The sequence below is a fragment of the Brachybacterium tyrofermentans genome, assembly GCF_039526165.1.
Lineage (GTDB): Bacteria > Actinomycetota > Actinomycetes > Actinomycetales > Dermabacteraceae > Brachybacterium > Brachybacterium tyrofermentans.
Window position 1 is genome coordinate 137,043 of sequence record NZ_BAAAIR010000016.1, and the last position, 17,324, is coordinate 154,366.

At 70.2% G+C, this 17,324-nt stretch carries 15 protein-coding genes; 10 read left to right on the top strand and 5 right to left on the bottom strand.

Translation table 11 applies throughout. The features are described from left to right. The first annotated feature begins 8 nt into the window (after window positions 1-8). Window positions 9-803: an SDR family NAD(P)-dependent oxidoreductase gene (locus ABD093_RS03680; RefSeq protein WP_193117647.1), complete on the top strand. Its 795-nt coding sequence runs from the start codon at window positions 9-11 to the stop codon at window positions 801-803. Between the two features lie 342 nt (window positions 804-1,145). Here ABD093_RS03680 and ABD093_RS03685 read toward each other — a convergent pair whose 3' ends face one another. Together ABD093_RS03685 and ABD093_RS03690 are read right to left on the bottom strand one after the other, a co-directional pair. After that, window positions 1,146-2,399 carry an MFS transporter gene (locus tag ABD093_RS03685; protein WP_343922523.1) on the bottom strand — a complete coding sequence of 418 codons (1,254 nt, stop codon included), beginning with the start codon at window positions 2,397-2,399 and terminating at the stop codon, window positions 1,146-1,148. A 171-nt stretch (window positions 2,400-2,570) separates the two neighbouring features. Further along, window positions 2,571-3,587, bottom strand: coding sequence for a LysR family transcriptional regulator (locus ABD093_RS03690; RefSeq protein ID WP_343922525.1), 1,017 nt, complete (start codon window positions 3,585-3,587; stop codon window positions 2,571-2,573). Window positions 3,588-3,916: 329 nt separating this feature from the next. On the opposite strand from ABD093_RS03690, the gene ABD093_RS03695 reads away from it, so the two are divergent. The 4 genes from ABD093_RS03695 to ABD093_RS03710 are packed head-to-tail and all read left to right on the top strand — an operon-like array spanning window position 3,917 to window position 7,234. Further along, window positions 3,917-4,153, top strand: a complete 237-nt coding sequence (locus ABD093_RS03695; RefSeq protein ID WP_343922527.1) for a hypothetical protein — start codon at window positions 3,917-3,919, stop codon at window positions 4,151-4,153. Window positions 4,154-4,189: 36 nt separating this feature from the next. Next, a complete protein-coding gene (locus tag ABD093_RS03700; protein ID WP_343922603.1) occupies window positions 4,190-5,011 on the top strand; it encodes a tripartite tricarboxylate transporter substrate binding protein in 822 nt (273 codons plus the stop codon). After that, on the top strand, window positions 5,008-5,640 hold the full coding sequence (locus ABD093_RS03705) for a tripartite tricarboxylate transporter TctB family protein (RefSeq protein WP_193117643.1): 633 nt from the start codon (window positions 5,008-5,010) through the stop codon (window positions 5,638-5,640). The genes ABD093_RS03700 and ABD093_RS03705 overlap by 4 nt, the downstream gene beginning before the upstream one ends. 1 nt (window position 5,641) lies before the next feature. After that, window positions 5,642-7,234, top strand: coding sequence for a tripartite tricarboxylate transporter permease (locus ABD093_RS03710; protein WP_343922529.1), 1,593 nt, complete (start codon window positions 5,642-5,644; stop codon window positions 7,232-7,234). A gap of 324 nt (window positions 7,235-7,558) precedes the next feature. Here the strand turns inward: ABD093_RS03710 and ABD093_RS03715 are convergent, their stop codons facing one another. Beyond that, window positions 7,559-8,320: an SDR family NAD(P)-dependent oxidoreductase gene (locus ABD093_RS03715; protein WP_343922531.1), complete on the bottom strand. Its 762-nt coding sequence runs from the start codon at window positions 8,318-8,320 to the stop codon at window positions 7,559-7,561. A gap of 439 nt (window positions 8,321-8,759) precedes the next feature. On the opposite strand from ABD093_RS03715, the gene ABD093_RS03720 reads away from it, so the two are divergent. The 3 genes from ABD093_RS03720 to ABD093_RS03730 all read left to right on the top strand — a co-directional run bounded on the left by ABD093_RS03720 (window position 8,760) and on the right by ABD093_RS03730 (window position 12,092). Then, window positions 8,760-9,821, top strand: coding sequence for a zinc-dependent alcohol dehydrogenase (locus ABD093_RS03720; RefSeq protein ID WP_343922533.1), 1,062 nt, complete (start codon window positions 8,760-8,762; stop codon window positions 9,819-9,821). Further along, window positions 9,818-11,002: an L-rhamnonate dehydratase gene (gene rhmD, locus ABD093_RS03725; protein WP_343922535.1), complete on the top strand. Its 1,185-nt coding sequence runs from the start codon at window positions 9,818-9,820 to the stop codon at window positions 11,000-11,002. Before ABD093_RS03720 ends, rhmD begins: the two co-directional genes overlap by 4 nt. Before the next feature lie 238 nt (window positions 11,003-11,240). After that, complete coding sequence (locus ABD093_RS03730; protein ID WP_343922537.1) at window positions 11,241-12,092, top strand: fumarylacetoacetate hydrolase family protein; 852 nt, start codon at window positions 11,241-11,243, stop codon at window positions 12,090-12,092. Between the two features lie 121 nt (window positions 12,093-12,213). Here the strand turns inward: ABD093_RS03730 and ABD093_RS03735 are convergent, their stop codons facing one another. Further along, window positions 12,214-12,648 (bottom strand): hypothetical protein, encoded by a 435-nt coding sequence (locus ABD093_RS03735; RefSeq protein WP_343922539.1) that lies wholly within the window; start codon window positions 12,646-12,648, stop codon window positions 12,214-12,216. Between the two features lie 104 nt (window positions 12,649-12,752). After that, a complete protein-coding gene (locus ABD093_RS03740; protein ID WP_343922541.1) occupies window positions 12,753-14,237 on the bottom strand; it encodes an Nramp family divalent metal transporter in 1,485 nt (494 codons plus the stop codon). Between the two features lie 436 nt (window positions 14,238-14,673). Here ABD093_RS03740 and ABD093_RS03745 point away from each other — a divergent pair, with 436 nt between their 5' ends. Next, window positions 14,674-15,693: a 3-hydroxyacyl-CoA dehydrogenase family protein gene (locus ABD093_RS03745; RefSeq protein WP_343922543.1), complete on the top strand. Its 1,020-nt coding sequence runs from the start codon at window positions 14,674-14,676 to the stop codon at window positions 15,691-15,693. 208 nt (window positions 15,694-15,901) lie between these two features. Then, window positions 15,902-17,302, top strand: a complete 1,401-nt coding sequence (locus ABD093_RS03750) for a GntP family permease (protein ID WP_343922545.1) — start codon at window positions 15,902-15,904, stop codon at window positions 17,300-17,302. Window positions 17,303-17,324 lie beyond the last annotated feature (22 nt).

Sequence of the window (17,324 nt, forward strand, 5' to 3'; positions counted from 1 at the left end):
GGGCGNCGATGACCGAGCGCTCCGCGGCCGACGAGGCCCGCATCGTCGACCTGACCACCGTCGTCACCGGCGCCGCCTCGGCGCGCGGCATCGGACGTGGCGTGGCGCTGACCCTCGCCCGGCAGGGTCGCCCGCTCGCTCTGCTCGACCTCGACGAGGCCGGGCTCCGCAGCGTCGCCGAGGAGGCCCGCGCGGCGGGTTCGCCTCATGTCGTCACCGCACGTGTGGACATCGCCGACCAGGCCTCGGTCGACGCTGCGATCACGGCCGTCGAGCAGGAGGCGGCGGCTCCCGCGATCGGCTCGCTCGTGTGCAGCGCCGGCATCGCGAACCCCACTCCGTTCCTGGAGATGACCAGCGAGAACTTCCTGCGCACCCTCTCGATCAACACCCTGGGCACCTTCCATCTCGCCCAGCGCGTGCTGCCCGGGATGCTCGAGCAGGGTCTGGGCCGGATCGTCGCGATGAGCTCCACCGCCGCGCAGGACGGCGGCGGGAACTTCTCCACCTCCGCCTACGCGGCCTCCAAGGCCGGCGTCGAGGGCCTGATCCGTGGCCTCGCAAAGGAGGTCGCCGGCACCGGCGTCACCACCGCCGCGATCGCTCCGGCCAACATCGACACCGACATCATGGGCGGCCCGCTCGAGGGAGAGCGACGCGAGCAGTTCGTCGCCCGCACCCCCGTGGGCCGGCTCGGCACCACCGAGGAGCTCGGCGAGCTGGTCGCCTTCCTCGTGGGCCCGCACGGCGGCTTCACCACCGGCGCGACCTACAACCTCAACGGCGGCCTGCGCGTCGGCTGACTGTCGTTCGCGGGCGGCCATCCGCGGGCGGCCGTTCGCGGGCGGCCGTTCGCGGGCGGCACGGTCCTGCCCGCATCTCTCCAGACGACGGTTCCCTGGCGCGTGATTCTGGGCCGCCCGGCGATCGACCCTGCACCACCTGTCGTTGAGGCCGCCCTCAACGACACGTGGTGCAGGCTCGACAGCTGGTGCGGCGAAGTGCGAGGTGCGAGGTGCGAGGTGCGATGCGCGGGTGTGGGGACTGATTCCCAGGCCACGCGGAGACTGGCTCTCCGGGGCATGCTCAGGCGTACTGAGGCGAGCTGAGGCGAGCTCAGCGAACGTACGCGCGCTCAGGTGCCTTCAGGAGCGCGCAGGCTGGTCGTCGGCCCGGCGCCTCGTGGTGAGGAGCAGCCCCAGCGCGGCGGCGCCCATCAGCACGCCCATCGAGGAGAGGGCGAGGCGGTAGTCGTCGAGGCTCGCGGCGCCGTCGGGCGCGAGCAGGTCCAGCAGCACGCCGACCAGGAGCACGGAGAGCAGGGAGAACGAGTAGCCGCCGATGTTCACCATGCCCGTGGCGGTGCCGATCGCCCGGCGGGGAACGCCCGTGCGGGCGAGGTCGAAGCCGACGGAGCAGGTCGCGGAGCCGACGGCCAGGGCGATGATCAGCGGCATCAGCTGCCAGGCGGTGAGCGGGCCCGGGGCCAGGAGGGTGCCCACCCACACGATGGAGAGGATGGCGCCGGCGATCCAGCCCAATCGGGCGCGGTGGCGGGGGAAGCGGCCGGTGAGCACGCCGATCAGCGGGCCGATCGCCACCATGATCACGACGTTCACGGTGAGGAGCGCGCCGACCTCCGCCGGGCTCAGGCCGTGGCCGTTGGTCAGGTACGGCACGCCCCACAGGAACAGGAACGCGTTGACCGAGGCCAGCGTCAGCGCATGCAGGAAGAAACCTGACCATGCCGCGCGCGAGGTGAACACGTCGCGCAGCAACTGGGCGGGCCTGATCGGTGCCGGAGGAGCGGCGTCCGGCTCGCCCGGCGGCTCGTCGCGCACCACGGCGATCACGAGCAGCACGCTCAGCAGCAGCAGGAAGGCCAGCGAGGACCACGCGGCGGTCCACCCCGCGCTCACCAGCAGCGCGAGGAAGGGGACCGCGGCGACGGCCTGGCCGAACTGGCCGATCATGGTCGCGAGCTGCGTGAACAGAGGCACCTGCCCGGTCGGGAACCAGGTGGCGATGAGCCGCACCATGCTGATCAGGGTGGCGGCGTCGCCGACCCCCGTGAGCAGCCGGGCGATGAGAGCCGTGGGGACGTCGGTCGCGAGGGCGAGCAGCACCTGCCCGGCGGCCATGGTCACCGCGCCGAGGACCATCATCCGTCGGGGTCCGATCCGGTCCAGCAGCACGCCCGCCGGGATCTGGGCGGCTGCGTAGGTGCCCAGCTGGACCACGCCGAACAGGCTCAGCACCGCCCCGTCGACCCCGAAGCGCGCCGAGGCCTCCACGCTGGCCACCCCGAAGGAGGCCCGGCCGGAGACCGCGCAGAGGTAGGCGAACACCCCCACGGCCCAGATGAGGTGGGCGCGGGTGAGGCGAGGGGCGTCGTGCACAGGAACTCCTTGTCGCGTCGTTACGAGAAGGGGAGTGCCTCGTGGGCGTCCGGGAGGTCGTGCGGTGGTCCGGACGCGCCGGGTTCCGGTACCGGCGACGAGGCGGCCTCGAGGGCTCGGCAGATGAGCGCTGGAGATGGGCCTATAGGATCTATGGTTTCTGTCGCGCCGTCAAGGACGACGCAGGCCGCCCGCAGTCGGCTCCGATGTCTGCGCCGCGCCCGCGTCGCGGCCGGGCTCCGAGCGGGGCCCCGTCGGCCGGACGCCAGGAGGCGCCGGCGTGTCGAGGATCGCCTGGTAGACCACGTCGACGCTCGGCGAGGAGACGATCCGGCGGTCCCGGGTGGCCGCCACGTCTCGACCCTCGGCGAGGGAGCCCACCGGGGCCACGACCATGTCGCAGGTGTCGGAGACGCTCGCGGCCAGGGCGTTCAGCACGCCGACGCCGAGCCCCGCGCGGGCCAGGTTCACCACCGACTGCGGCTGCTCGGACTGCCAGGCCAGCGGGATCTCCAGGCCCCATGCCTGCAGCGCGCTGCCCGTATCGGGATCCGCCGCGGCACCGGGCTGGGCCACCGCGATGAGGGGATGGGCCAGCAGGGTCTGCGGGTCCAGCCCCTCACGGGGGAGAGGACCGGGCGGGAGGATCGGATGCCCGGGAGGCACGATCGCCACGAAGCGCTCGGTCCACAGGTGCACGCTCTGGAGGTCGTCCGACGGGGGATCCGCGGCGAGGGAATGGATCGCGATGTGAAAGCGCCCGGCGCCGATCCCGGAGACCAGATCCGGGGTGGTGTGCTCGGTGAGCTCGATCCGCAGCAGGGGATGCTCGGCGTGCACGGCGGCCAGGACCGCGGGCAGGAAACCAGCGCTCACGCTGGGGTGACAGCCGATGACGACTCGCCCGCGCAGGGTGGCGGTGTGCTGCTCGACGGCCTCGGCGCCGCGTTCGAGGGCCTCGAGCACGGCCCGGGCATGGGGAAGGAAGGCGACACCCAGCTCCGTCGGCCCGATGGGGCGGTGGCTGCGATCCACGAGGGTGCCGCCGAGCGCGCGCTCGAGGGAGGCGACGTGCGTGCTCACCCGGGATTGGGCGCGGTGCAGCGCGCGGGCGGCGGCCGAGAAGCTGCCGTGGTCGATCACGGCCACGAAGGTCTCCAGCCAGTCGGTCTGTTCGACGCGGGGCATGCATCCTCCAGAGTCGGGTGGGTCAGGTGGGCGCGATCTCGTGGTCACGATCCGATGTCGACGGATATCGCCGGTGACAGCGTCGGTGCTGGTCATGGACCTTCTGTGACACACCTTACCAATATCGTATATAGGATTTTCGGATCGCGGATCGCCGCCAGGGGAGTCATGGGCCCTGGCGTTGGTAGTTTTCGAGACACCTCGATGAGGAGGATCCGCCGACTGACCCCAGCACACCGCTGTGCAGGTGGCTCACCCTCGCCGACGTGTTCCGCATCCTCGCGATGAGCCTCGCATCCCCCGACCCGCACGATGAAGTGGAGTCCGCCATGACGCGCACCGTTCCGACCCCCAGCACCCCCACCCGATCCGTTCCGCAGCACCCCGCTCGTCGGCCCGCCCGCCGTCTGCTCTCCGGCATCGCCGGGGCCGCGGCGCTCGCCCTCGTGGCTGCCGGCTGCTCCGGTGGGGCCGAGGAGGGCGCCGCCGACGACACGGCCGTCCAGGGCTGCAACGACATCAACGCCGAGTACCCCAGCGGGCCCGTCGAGCTGATCGTCCCCTGAGCCGCCGGCGGCGGCACCGACGGCGTCGCCCGCCTGATCGGCGAGCAGCTCTCCACCCAGATGGACTCCAACGTCAACGTCGTCAACCGCACCGGCGGATCCGGCGTCGTCGGCCACCAGGCGATGGTCGACGCCGAGCCCGACGGGCAGACGATCGGCCTGGTCACCGTGGAGATCGGCATGATGCACCACCAGGGTCTGACCGACATCAGCGGAGAGGACCTCACCGCGATCTCGCAGATGAACGAGGACGGCGCCGGCATCACGGTCGCCGCCGACGCCGAGTGGGAGACCGCCGAGGAGCTCCTGACCTACATCGAGGAGCACCCCGGCGAGGTCACCGCCTCCGGCACCGGCCAGGGCGGCATCTGGCATCTCGCGCTCCTGGGCATGCTGCTGGACAACGATCTGCCCGTCGACGCCGTGAACTTCGTGCCCTCCGAAGGAGCCGCCCCGGCCCTCCAGGAGCTCGTGGCCGGCGGCATCGACATGACCACCAACGCCCTCGGCGAGTCCAAGACCATGCTCGACTCGGACCGCGCCAAGGCGCTCGGCGTCATGGGCAGCGAGCGCGACCCGGCATTCCCCGACGTCGAGACCCTGCAGGAGCAGACCGGCTCCGACTACTCCATGAGCGTGTGGCGCGGGATCGCCGGCCCCAAGGACATGGACGCCACCGTCGTGGAGGAGCTCGAGTGCCACCTCGGCCTGATCGCCGAGTCCGACTCCTTCAACGACTTCATGACCGACTCGGGCCTCGGCGTGAAGTACGCGAACGCTGAGGACTTCCAGGCCCTGATGGCAGAGGACGACGCCAAGAAGGGCGAGGTCATGAAGGAAGCAGGCCTGGCGAAATGACCGCCGGCGACACCATGAGCGCGACGGGGGCGACACGCGGCAACCTCGTGATCAGCGCCGCCTCCGTCGCGGTCGGGGCCGTCGTGATCCCCTACGGCGCCTCCATGCCGTACATCCGCGAAGGGATCCCCGGCCCCGGCCTGTTCCCGATGATGATCGGCGGCCTGCTGATCCTGTTCGGTGCGCTGCTGGCGCTCACCAGTGTGCTCGCTGCGCGCCGCGAGCGACGGCATCACGCCGAGCTCGCGGCGGTCGCCGCGGGCGCCGGTTCCCCCGAGGACGACTCCCTGTCGCTGGCGTCGGCCTCGGTCCCGGAATCCGACGGGGACGTCCCCGTCTCCGAGCTGGAGACCGTCGCGGTGCTGGACACGGACATCGGCTCCGACGGCGCGCGACGCTGGATCAACGGCGCCGTCCTCATGGGCGGGATCGTCTTCTACGTGCTGTTCGCCGAGATCCTCGGCTTCCCGCTCACCATGGCCATCCTGGTCACCGCGATCGTGTGGTCCCTGCGCGCGAAGTGGTGGCTGGCGCTGACGACGGGCGTGCTCGCGTCCCTCGGCCTGTGGTCCATGTTCGAGCTGGCCCTGATGGTCCAGCTCCCCGACGGCTTCATCCAGGGGTTCTGACATGATCGAGAATTTCGGAAGCGCCCTCGAACTGGTCGCCGATCCCACGACGATCCTGGTGATGATCCTGGCCGCTCTGTTCGGCCTGGTCATCGGGTCCCTGCCAGGCATGACGGCGACCCTGGCCGCGGCTCTGCTGGTGCCCTTCACCTTCTTCCTGGACCCGGTTCCGGCGATCGCCGCGATCATCACCATGTCCGCGATGTCGATCTTCGCCGGTGACGTGCCCAGCGCCCTGCTGCGCATACCCGGCACCCCGTCGTCGGCCGCCTACACGGAGGACGCCTTCGCGCTGACCCGCAACGGCAAGGGCGCCCTCGGCCTCGGCGTCTCGCTCGTCGCCTCGGTGTTCGGCGGCCTGTTCGGCTCCATCATGCTGATCTTCGTCTCCCCGATCCTCGGGGAGTTCGCCCTGCGCTTCACGAGCTACGAGTACTTCTGGGTGGCCGTCCTCGGCCTCACAGCAGCGGTCATCGTCTCCAAGGGTGCCCAGCTCAAGGGCGGCATCGCCCTGATGGTGGGTCTGCTGGTCTCGACCGTCGGCCTGGACGTGACGCTCGGCTTCCCGCGCTTCACCTTCGGGGACGAGCAGCTGTATCGAGGTGTCGACTTCATCGCCGCGATGATCGGCCTGTTCGGCCTCTCCGAGGTGCTCCGGGCCGTGACCGCGAAGAAGGGCGAATCGATGCCCATCCCGCGGATCGAGGGCGCCGGCATGGTGCGGCCCACCTTCCGCGCGATCTGGCGCAACAAGGGTCGCGTCGGCTCCGGCTCGATCATCGGCGGCGTCGTCGGGGCCCTGCCCGGTGCGGGGGCCGACATCGCGGCCTGGATCGCCTACGCGTTCACCCGCTCCACCAGTCGCATCCGGCCCGGGAAGAACGCGGCGGACGACCAGCGGATCGCGGCCATCTCCGGCGCCTCCAGTGCGAACAACGCGGGCATCGCCTCGGCGTACGTCCCCACGCTCGCCTTCGGCATCCCCGGCGACACCATCACTGCGATCCTCATCGGCGTGCTGCTGGTCAAGGGCATCACCCCTGGTCCGGACCTGTTCCTCTACCAGACGGACACCCTGTACTCCCTGTACATCATCTTCATCATCGCGAACCTGCTGCTCCTCCCGCTGGGCTTCCTGCTGATCAGGGCCTCGGGCTTCGTGCTGCGGATCCCGCGGTCGGTGCTGATGGGCCTGATCGTGTCGATCTCGATCTGTGGTGCCTTCGCCATCAACAACGGCTACCTCGAGGTGGGCCTGATGGTGATCTTCGGGGTGATCGGTTACCTGTTCGAGAAGGGCGGCATCCCCCTGGCGCCCGTGGTGCTCGGCATCGTGCTGGGCCCGATCGTGGAGCGCACTTTCATGCAGTCGGTCATCAAGACGAACTGGGACCTCACCGAGTTCTTCACGCGGCCGATCAGCGCGGTGCTCATCGTGCTGGTGATCCTCGCGATCGCCTCGGCACCGATGATGGGCTGGCTGGGCCGTCGTGCCGAGCGGGCCACGGTCCTCAAGGCCGCGCAGGACCAGGCCGCAGGTGCGGACGCCGAGGCTGCCGGTGTCACCGACGACGACGCCGACGTGAGGGCCTGATCGCGTCCGCTGTGGAGCGACTCTTCCTCGGAGCGACTCTTCCGGGTAGTGGCGGGCGCAGGTCAGGAGAGGCCGAAGCAGTCGAGACGAGTTCGAGAGTGCACCACGTGTCGGTGAGCGGCCCCTCACCGACACGTGGTGCACTCTCGACGGTCAGCGGGCCTCCAGGCGCGCTTTCGATGCTCGGCGGACTTCCAGGTACGCAATCGAGCGTCAGCGGACCTCTGGCGCGCCATCGACGCTCAGCGGGCCGCGCGACGCGGGGCAGGTGTCGACGTGACGCTCAGCGGGCTTCGCGACGAGGGGCACGTGTCGACGTGGCGCTCAGGAGCGGGTGCGCAGATTCGTCATGCCGCCGTCGACGGGGAGCAGCACGCCGGTGGTGGAGCGGTTGCGCGGGGAGGCGAGGTAGCAGTGCGCCTCGGCGACCTCCTCGGGCTCCACCAGGCGGCCGTGCGGCTGGCGGGCGTTGAGGGCGGCACGCTCCGCCTCGGGGTCGTCCGCCTTCTCGAGCAGGCGACCGATCCACGGGGTGTTCGCGGTGCCGGGCACCACGGCGTTCACACGGATGCCCTCGGCCACCCAGTCCGCGGCCATGGCCAGGGTCATCGCCTGCACGGCGCCCTTGGAGGCGGAATAGAGCACGCGCTCGGGGAGGCCCAGCATCGAGGCGATCGAGGCGGTGTTGACCACCGCTGCGGCCTGGGACCTCCGCAGGTGGGGGAGGGCCGCCGTGGTCACGCGGGCCACGGAGACCACGTTGACGTCGAGCACGCGCGCCCACTCGGCGTCGTCGTTCGCGTCGACCTGGCCCTGGGCGCCGATCCCGGCGTTGTTGATGACGATGTCGATCCCGCCGAGCTCTGCGGCCGCCTGGTCCACCGCGGCCGTCACGGCGGCCGAGTCGGTGACGTCCACCTGGATCTGCAGGGCGCCCTCGGGAGCGCCCGACGGGTCGAGGTCCAGCGCTGCGGGGACCGCGCCGCGGGCCTGCAGCGCACGGATCGTGGCCGCGCCGATGCCGGCGCCGCCGCCGGTCACGATGGCCTTCAGGCCGGCGAATTCTGGTTCGGTCACAGCGGTCATGGGGAGCTCCTCGTCGAGTGGTCGTGCCTACAGGATATGGGGATTGGGGTGGGCTGGAATGGTCCGACCCGGGCTTCTGCAGCCGTCGGAGAGCAGCGGCCCGCAATCCGGGTCGTGGCGGTGCGCCTGGACTGCGTTCGCGCTGGTGGGAGAGGCGTCGCAGAGAGATTGTGGATATCGGATAGAGGGTTCCCGGAACGCGGATCGCGAGGACAGGTCCCGCCGCCCGGCGCGCTGATAGCGTCCGAAGGGCGTGATCCGGAGCCTCGGCTCCCGGCCCCCACCGGACAATAACATCCGATGTCTGCGCCCGGAATGGATGCCCGTCGTGCACGAAGTCGTGCTCCGGGCCGCTGTCTCCGGGGTCTCCCGGGGTCGTCGTCCTGTATCGCGTCAGCATCGATTCCTGAGCGTCGAACCCCATCGCGGAGGAGCCCCCGTGCGAGCACTCGTCCTGACCGACTTCCATCGTCTCGATCTTGTCGAGACCGCACGCCCGGAGCCCGGCCCCGGGGAGGTGCTGCTGCGCCTGTGCGCCACGGGCATCTGCGGCTCCGACTTCCACGGCTTCACCGGGGACAACGGCCGCCGAGCTCCCGGGCAGGTGATGGGGCATGAATCCTCCGCCACGATCGCTGCGCTCGGTGACGGCGTCGACGCCGCGGCCCTGCCCCTCGGGGCGCCGGCCACCTTCAACCCGGTGGTCGTCCCCCCGGAGCAGGCCGAGGAGTATCGCGGCCGTGAGCAGCATGCTCCGGGCAAGCACGTCATCGGCGTCGCCCGGGACATCCAGGCGTCCTTCGCCGACTACGTGGTGGTGCCCTCCCGCAACGTGCTGCTGCTGGACCCGGCGATGCCCCTGGAGCTCGGCGCCCTCATCGAACCGCTCGCCGTCGCCGTGCACGCCGTGCGCCTGGGTCGCCCTGCTCCCGAGGAGAAGGTGCTGGTCATCGGCGGTGGCCCCATCGGGCAGAGCGTCGTGATCGCCCTGAAGCGGGCCGGCGTGGAGAACATCGCCCTGTCGGAGATGGACCCACGACGCCGCGAGCTCGTCGCCTCGCTCGGCGCGCAGGTGCTGGACCCGTCGGCCGGATCCACCGCCGACCTCGTCGCCGAGGCGCTGGGCGGCCCGGCCGATCTCGCGATCGACGCCGTCGGCCTCAGCCCCACCATGGCCGACGCCCTCTCGGCCACGACCCTCGGCGGCCGTGTGGTCCTCGTGGGCATGGGCTCTCCCCGCCTCGAGCTGCCGGCCTTCGCGATCAGCACCGAGGAGCGCACCGTCGTGGGCTCCTTCACCTACTCCGCCCAGGACTTCGCCGACGCCACCGCCTGGATCGGCGAGCACGCCGAGGAGGTCGCCCCGCTGGTCAGCGCCGTGGTGCCGCCCGAGCGGGCCCAGGAGGCCTTCACCGCTCTCGCCGCCGGGAAGGGACCGGCCGGGAAGATCCTGGTCCGCTTCGATGAGGGACGCTTCGATGAGGAAGGGGCCGCCGTATGAGCGCCCATCAGCGCACCATCGCCCACGTGCGCGCCTACACCGTCACCGGTGGCGGCGCCGACTATCACGACCAGGGCGCCGACCACTGGATCGACGACCACATCGCGACCCCCATGTCCGTCTACCCCGAGTACGCGGACTCCCGGCAGTCCTTCGGGCTGAACGTGCTGGGCACGCTGATGGTCGAGCTCGAGGCCGACGACGGCACCATCGGCTTCGCGGTCTCCACCGGCGGCGAGCTCGGGGCCTGGATCGTGGAGAAGCATCTCGCGCGGTTCCTCGAGGGCGCGGCGGTCACCGACATCGAGCGGATCTGGGACCAGATGTACCGCTCGACCCTGTTCTACGGGCGCCGCGGCATCGTGCTGAACACGATCAGCGCCGTGGACCTCGCCCTCTACGACCTGCTGGGACGCCTGCGCCAGGAGCCGGTGTACGCCCTGCTCGGCGGGCCGGTGCGGGACGAGCTGTCGATGTACGCCACCGGCGCACGGCCCGACATCGCGCAGCAGCTCGGCTTCCTGGGCGGCAAGATGCCGCTGCATCACGGGCCGGCCGACGGCGAGGAGGGAATGGAGAAGAACATCGCCCTGCTCGCGGACATGCGCTCGACGGTCGGCGACGACTTCTGGCTCATGTACGACTGCTGGATGTCGCTGGACGTCGACTATGCGACGCGGCTCGCGCACCGGGCGCACGAGCACGGGCTGCGCTGGCTCGAGGAGGCGCTGATCCCCGACGACTACTGGGGCTACCAGCAGCTGCGCAAGAACGTCCCGCAGGGCATGCTCATCACGACCGGCGAGCACGAGGCCACCCGGTGGGGATTCCGCCAGCTGCTCGAGATGGGCGCGGCGGACATCATCCAGCCCGACGTGGGCTGGTGCGGCGGCATCACCGAGCTGCTCAAGATCTCCGCGCTCGCCGACGCCCACGGCGCGATGGTGGTGCCCCACGGCTCGTCCGTGTACTCGTACCACTTCGTCATCACCCGCACGAACAGCCCGTTCAGCGAGTTCCTCATGATGCATCCGACTGCCGAGGAGATCGTCCCGATGTTCTCCCCGATGCTGCTCGGAGAGCCCGTGCCGGAGAACGGGAAGATCCGGGTGCCGGACACCCCCGGCTTCGGCGTCGAGTTCAACCCCGAGATCCCACGACAGCGCCCCTACACCCACTGATCCGGAGGCCCTGCGACCGGCATCCGACCCGTGGCGACCAGGGCGCCGTCCCGCGGCCGGCACCTCGCGAGACGCTCAGACATCGGACGTATCGCTCTGCGGTCGGGGCCACCTGAACCACCCGGTGCCTGGCACAGTGGGTCCGAACGCCCTCCGTGCTCGTCGGCCGCGAAGACCCTGACGGTCCTGAAGACACCGGCGACCTCGATCTGCACCTCACCCCCTCGAAGGAGAAACCATGGAACTGCGACGACTCGGCCCCCTCGGCCAGGAGAAGCCCGCCCTCGTGCACGAGGGCGTGACCTACCGCCTCGACGATGTCACCGCCGACATCACCGGCGAGTTCCTCGCGGCCGATGGCATCGCCCGCGTCGCCGCCGCGCAGCAGGTCGGCGAGCTGCCCGTGTGGGAGGACGTGGAGTCCGAGCGCGTGGGCGCCCCCATCGCCCGCCCCGAGGCCGTCATCTGCATCGGCCAGAACTACGCGGCCCACGCCGCGGAGTCCGGTGCCGACGCGCCCACCACCCCGATCGTCTTCTTCAAGCACCCCAACACCGTGGTGGGCCCGCACGACGAGGTCCCGATCCCGCCCGGCGCCACCAAGGTCGACTGGGAGGTCGAGCTGGGCGTGGTCATCGGGAAGCGCGCCTCCTACCTGAAGGACGAGCAGGAGGCCCTCGACGTCATCGCCGGCTACGTGACCAGCCATGACGTCTCCGAGCGGGACTTCCAGATCGCCGAGTCCGGCGGTCAGTGGTCCAAGGGCAAGTGCGCCGAGAACTTCAACCCCGTCGGCCCCGCCCTGGTGCCCGCCGCCGAGGTCGAGCAGCAGGACCTGCGCCTGTGGTCGAGCGTGAACGGCGAGGCCCGCCAGGACTCCACCACCGCAGACATGGTCTTCACCGTGGCGCAGCTGGTGCACCACCTCTCGCAGTACATGGTGCTCTCGCCCGGCGACCTCATCAACACCGGCACCCCGCAGGGCGTGGCCCTCTCCGGCCGCTTCCCGTACCTGAGCGACGGCGACGTGGTCGAGATCGGCATCGAGGGTCTCGGCGACCAGCGCTCGGTGTTCGTCCAGCGCCGCTGAGCGGTCGACCTCAACGAGAACCGCCCCGACGGCCATCTGGCTGTCGGGGCGGTTCTCTGTGTCGTCGTGCGGTCCGGCGCTCACGCCCGCCACGGGGCAGGCGCACCGGTCAGCGCGTCGGTCAGCGGGCGGAGGAGAGGCCCTCGTCGATCCGGCGCACCGCCTTGGTGTTGCGCCAGGCGAGCAGCAGGGCGGGGATCGCGAAGATCAACAGCGCGAGGGCGAAGGCCGGGTTCCAGGCCCAGGCCACGGTGGCCAGGCCGCCGACCAGCACCGCGATCAGCAGCATCACCCGACGGTTGCGCTCGTAGGCGTCACGCATCTGCCCGAGCTCGGACTTGAGCGCCTCCTGCTCCGCCGAGGTGCGCACCTTCGGACCCCGTGCGGCCTCCACGGCCGCTTTGCGCTCGGCGCGCGAGACGGTGATCAGGCGGGCCGAGTAGGCGATCGCCCCGATCAGCACGAGCGCGAACCCGATCCAGTTCTCCCGCGCGGCGAACAGCCACGAGAGCACGAGGCACGAGGCGATCGCGATCAGATAGATGGGGGTGCGCATGGTCCCGGATCCTCTCATGGCGGTCGGTGAGGTGCCGGTGGCAGAAGTGCCCGCCGCAGCGGTACCTGCCGCAGGGGCGCCCGTGGCGGGGGTGCTCAGGGTGCTCATCCCAGGAAGTCCTGGAAGAACTGGACGAGTGCGATGAGCCCGAAGACGAACAGCGCCAGCGAGCTGACGGCCACGAGGACCTGCGCCGCCTTGTGCATCCGGAACTGCGGCGGGAGCACCTTGTGCTCGGTCCACAGCTGGGCGAAGCCCCAGACGCCGAGGGACAGCACACCGCCGAGGATTCCCGCGAAGGAGATCACCGCGGTGTAGCTGATGCCGCTGAACAGCAGCACCGTCGCGCCGAGGAAGGTGTACGCGGCCACGCCGATGCGCACCTTCTGCCAGTTCTTCGGATCCCGCAGGGCCTTGAAGCTCGGGGCGAAGCTCTCGCGAAAGGTGTACGGGTAGATCGTCGAGAACAGGGCCTGCAGCGAACCGAAGAACGCCGCCCAGATCGCGAGCTGGTAGAGGTACACCAGCACCGGCGAGATCACCGAGAAGAAGGCCGCCTGATCGGTGAGGATGTCGTCGTCACCGGGAACCGTCTCCGCGGCCCCGGTACCCAGCACCACGTCGCCGAGGATGATGAAGGTGAGCGCCAGGATCGTCACCGAGACGAAGGAGGCGAGCACGTCGAGCTTCACGGCGCGCAGCCAGGCCCGGCCGTTCGCGACGTTCTCCGGGTCCGTCGACAGGGGGATGCGGGCCTGGTCGGTGTCCAGGCGGCGCAGCTTCTCCTCGAGCTCGGCATGATTGGGAACGCCCAGCAGGCCCCAGCGCTTCTCACGCAGCGAGCCGACGTAGCCGATGTAGTCGTAGGTGCCGCCGCCGAGGGCGCCGAGATAGGCGATGATCTCCAGCGGGATCGGGCGCGAGGCGACGTCGGGGAAGCCGTCGCGCACCCAGGCGGGATACTCGCTGGGCACGCTCGGGATCAGGCCCTTGAACGCCTCGGCCCACGGCGGGTTCGAGACGAATACGGCCACGAACGCGAAGACGATCATGAGGCCGACCACGACGGTCTGGAAGTTCTCGACGATCTTGAAGCTGCGCAGGAACACCGTCGCGAAGCCGACGATGCCCCAGAACATGCCCCAGACCATGGGGTCGATGTCGGTGTGGAAGGTCCAGTTCGACCACTGGCCGAGGCCCTTGAAGTAGGCCACCGCCCAGGAGGGGAAGCAGACCACGGCGAGCACGCCGAGCAGCAGCGCCAGCCAGTTCTTGGGACCGGGGATGATCTGCGCCCAGCGCTGGAAGGGGTGCTCACCGGTGAGCACGATGTAGCGGCCGCCGGAGTAGATGATCGCGGCCTTCATGATCGCGCAGAGCACGAAGGTCCAGATGATCACCGTCCCGAACACGGCACCGCCGCGCGAGGCGGAGAAGATCTCGCCGTTGCCGATGGTCACGGAGGCGAGGATCATGCCGGGCCCGGTGAACGCGATGAGGTTCCCGAAGCTCCATTTCTTGAGGCGGGGGTCGGCCTCGGGGAACCGGAGCTCCTCGAGGCCCAACTTCTCGGGCTGTCCTGTGGTCATGTCGGTGTTGTCCTTCGGCGAGGCGGGGAGGAGGCGCTGTCGAGAGCGCGGGATGGCGTGGGGGAGGTCCGGGGATCACGCGGTGCCGTCCGACCTCGTACTCGAACGGAGGGCAGCGCTGCCCCTCGCGGTATGCTGTGAGACCTCGCTCACGTCGTCGTTGACGCTAGGGGGCGACGGGCTCTCTGTCAAACAGTTCCTACAGGATCGGCGATCCGACGCGATCCGAGGATCGTCGCCGCCGACGGTCCGGTCAGAGGTCCGTGCACTCCGCAGGAGGTTCGCCACTCCTTGCGGATCGGCGCAGGTGCCTGGCTACCCGGTGGTCATCTGTGCGAGGTCGGGCGGTGTCGGGGCGGGAGTGGCGTCGTGATCGGCGTGCGAGACGCGCGTGCCCGCAGGAGAGGTGATCTAGCAAGAATCCAATAGGATCGCTATGCTCGGGGTATCGCGCAGCGCTCGGGCGGCCACCGCTCCCTGCGCGCAGGCATCATGGCGTCGGCCCCCGATCGGCGCCGGCTACATGGGCGGCGGCATCGCCCAGGTCCTCGCCATGGCCGGCTTCGACGTGACCATCGCCGACGTGAGCGTCGACAACGCCAACGCCTCCCTCGAGCGTCTCCAGAAGGAAGCGCGTGAGTTCGAGGAGCAGGGCCTCTACGCTCCCGGCAGCGCCGACCTCGTGGCGAAGAACATCTCCGCGGGCAAGACCATCGAAGAGGCCGTCGCCGACGTCGACTTCATCGAGGAGGCCGTCTTCGAGCGGATCGATGTCAAGCGGGACGTGCTCGGGAAGATCTCGCAGCATGCCCGTCCCGACGCGATCATCGGCACCAACACCTCGACCATCCCGGTCAGCGAGCTCGAGAGCGCCGTGACGAACCCCGAGCGGTTCCTCACCGTCCACTTCTCCAACCCGGCGCCCTTCATCCCGGGCGTCGAGCTGGTCGCCGGCAAGGACACCACCCCCGAGGCGGTCGCCGCCGTCAAGGAGCTGCTGGAGAAGTCCGGCAACCAGGGCGCCCAGGTCGCCGACACCCCCGGCATGGTGCTCAACCGCCTTCAGTACGCGCTGCTCAAGGAGGCCACCGCCGTCGTCGAGGAGGGCGTCGCCACCGCTGAGGACGTCGACACCATCGTGCGCACCACCTTCGGCTTCCGCCTGGGCTTCTTCGGTCCGTTCGCGATCGCCGACCAGGCCGGGCTCGATATCTACGCGAACTGCTTCGTGACCTTCGAGAACGCCTTCGGCGACCGCCTCGCGACCCCGCAGATCCTCACCGACTCCGTCGCGGCGGATCGCAAGGGCGTCAAGAACGGCAAGGGCCTGCTCGGCGACTACGACGAGAGCACCTCCGCGGAGCTGATCGCCTACCGCAACAAGGCCTACGCGAAGATGTCGCAGCTCCTCGCCGAGCTCGGCCCGGCCCCGAAGGCCACGCCGACGGCGGAGTGACCCTCGGGGAGATCCCCGTCGGCCGGGACCTGCCCGCCGACGAACACCTCCCGATTACCAACCACACCCGACGGGCATCGCCCGTCGACCGGGCACCGCTGCCCGGGACCTGAGCCGAACGCTCGGGGCCCGGCACCGTCCGAGCCCCGGGCGTTCCGGCGTCAGGGCTCCTGCTCGGCGTGCTTCCTCAACGTCTGGAGACCCACCCGTGGAAGAACTCGTCCTCGCGGATCGGCCGGTCTGGCTGCTCCTGACGATCGCCGCCGTCGCGATCGTCATCCTGCTCGTGCTCATCATCAAGGCGCGCCTGCACGCCTTCTTCTCGCTGCTGATCGTCGCGGTCGCCACCGGCCTCGCCGCCGGCATCGGCGTCGGCGACGTGATCGACGTGGTGATCGGCGGCTTCAGCACCACCGTCGGCACCGTCGCCCTGCTCGTCGGCTTCGGCGCCGTGCTGGGCAGACTCATCGAGACCACCGGCGGCGCCCAGGTGCTGGCCGACAAGATGCTCGACACCTTCGGGGAGCAGCGCGCACCGCTCGCCCTCGCCGTCGCCTCCCTGTTCTACGCCTTCCCGATCTTCCTGGATGCCGGCTTCATCGTGATGCTGCCGGTCATCTACACCGTGGCCCGCCGCCTCGGCGGCTCGTTCATGCTCTACGTGCTGCCGTCGATCGCGTCGTTCATGATGATGCACGCCCTGCTGCCCCCGCACCCCGGCCCCACGGCCGCGGCGACGGTGATGGGGGCCGACATCGGCCTCGTGGTGCTGATGGGTCTGCTCATCGGCCTGCCCACCTGGTACTTCGGCGGCTACCTGGTGGCCCGTGCGATCTCCAAGCGCTTCCCGGACACGCCCGTTCCGGCCCTGCTCGGCGAGCCCCGCGAGGTCCCGGCCGAGGAGCGCCCCGCCTTCGGCGCCATCGTGATCGTGCTCCTGCTGCCGCTGTTCCTGATCTTCTTCAACACGGCCTTCTCCACCCTCGAGGCGCAGGGGACCGTGAGCGCCGACAACCTCGCCTTCCAGATCTCGCGGCTCATCGGCGCCACCCCTGTCGCGCTCGCGCTCTCGGCGCTGCTCGCGATGGTGCTGCTCTACGTGATCCCGCGCCGTCGTCGCGGGCAGCAGGTGGGCGGGCTCCTCGAGGAGCTCGTCGACGACGCCCTCGCCCCCGTCTGCTCGATCATCCTGATCACCGGCGCGGGCGGCGCGTTCGGCGCCATCCTCACCGAGACCGGCATCGGCGAGGAGGTCGCGAACGGCCTCGACGCCCTGGGCCTGCCGCTCATCGTCGCCGCCTACCTGGTCACCATGGCCATGCGCATCGCGCAGGGTTCCGCCACCGTGGCCGCGACCACCGGTGCCTCGATCATGGCCCCGGCGATCATGGCCGGCGATTTCAGCACGATCGCCGTGGCCGCCATGGTCATCACCATCGGCGCCGCCTCGATCGGCTGGTCGCACGTGAACGACTCCGGCTTCTGGCTGATCGGGAAGTTCTGCGGCTTCGACACCGTGACCACGTTCAAGACCTGGTCCGTCGTGGGCACCAGCATCTCCCTGGTCGGCTTCGCCCTGTCCGCGGTGGTGTTCGTCATCGCCGCCTGACCGGCCGGGTGCGAGAGGGTGG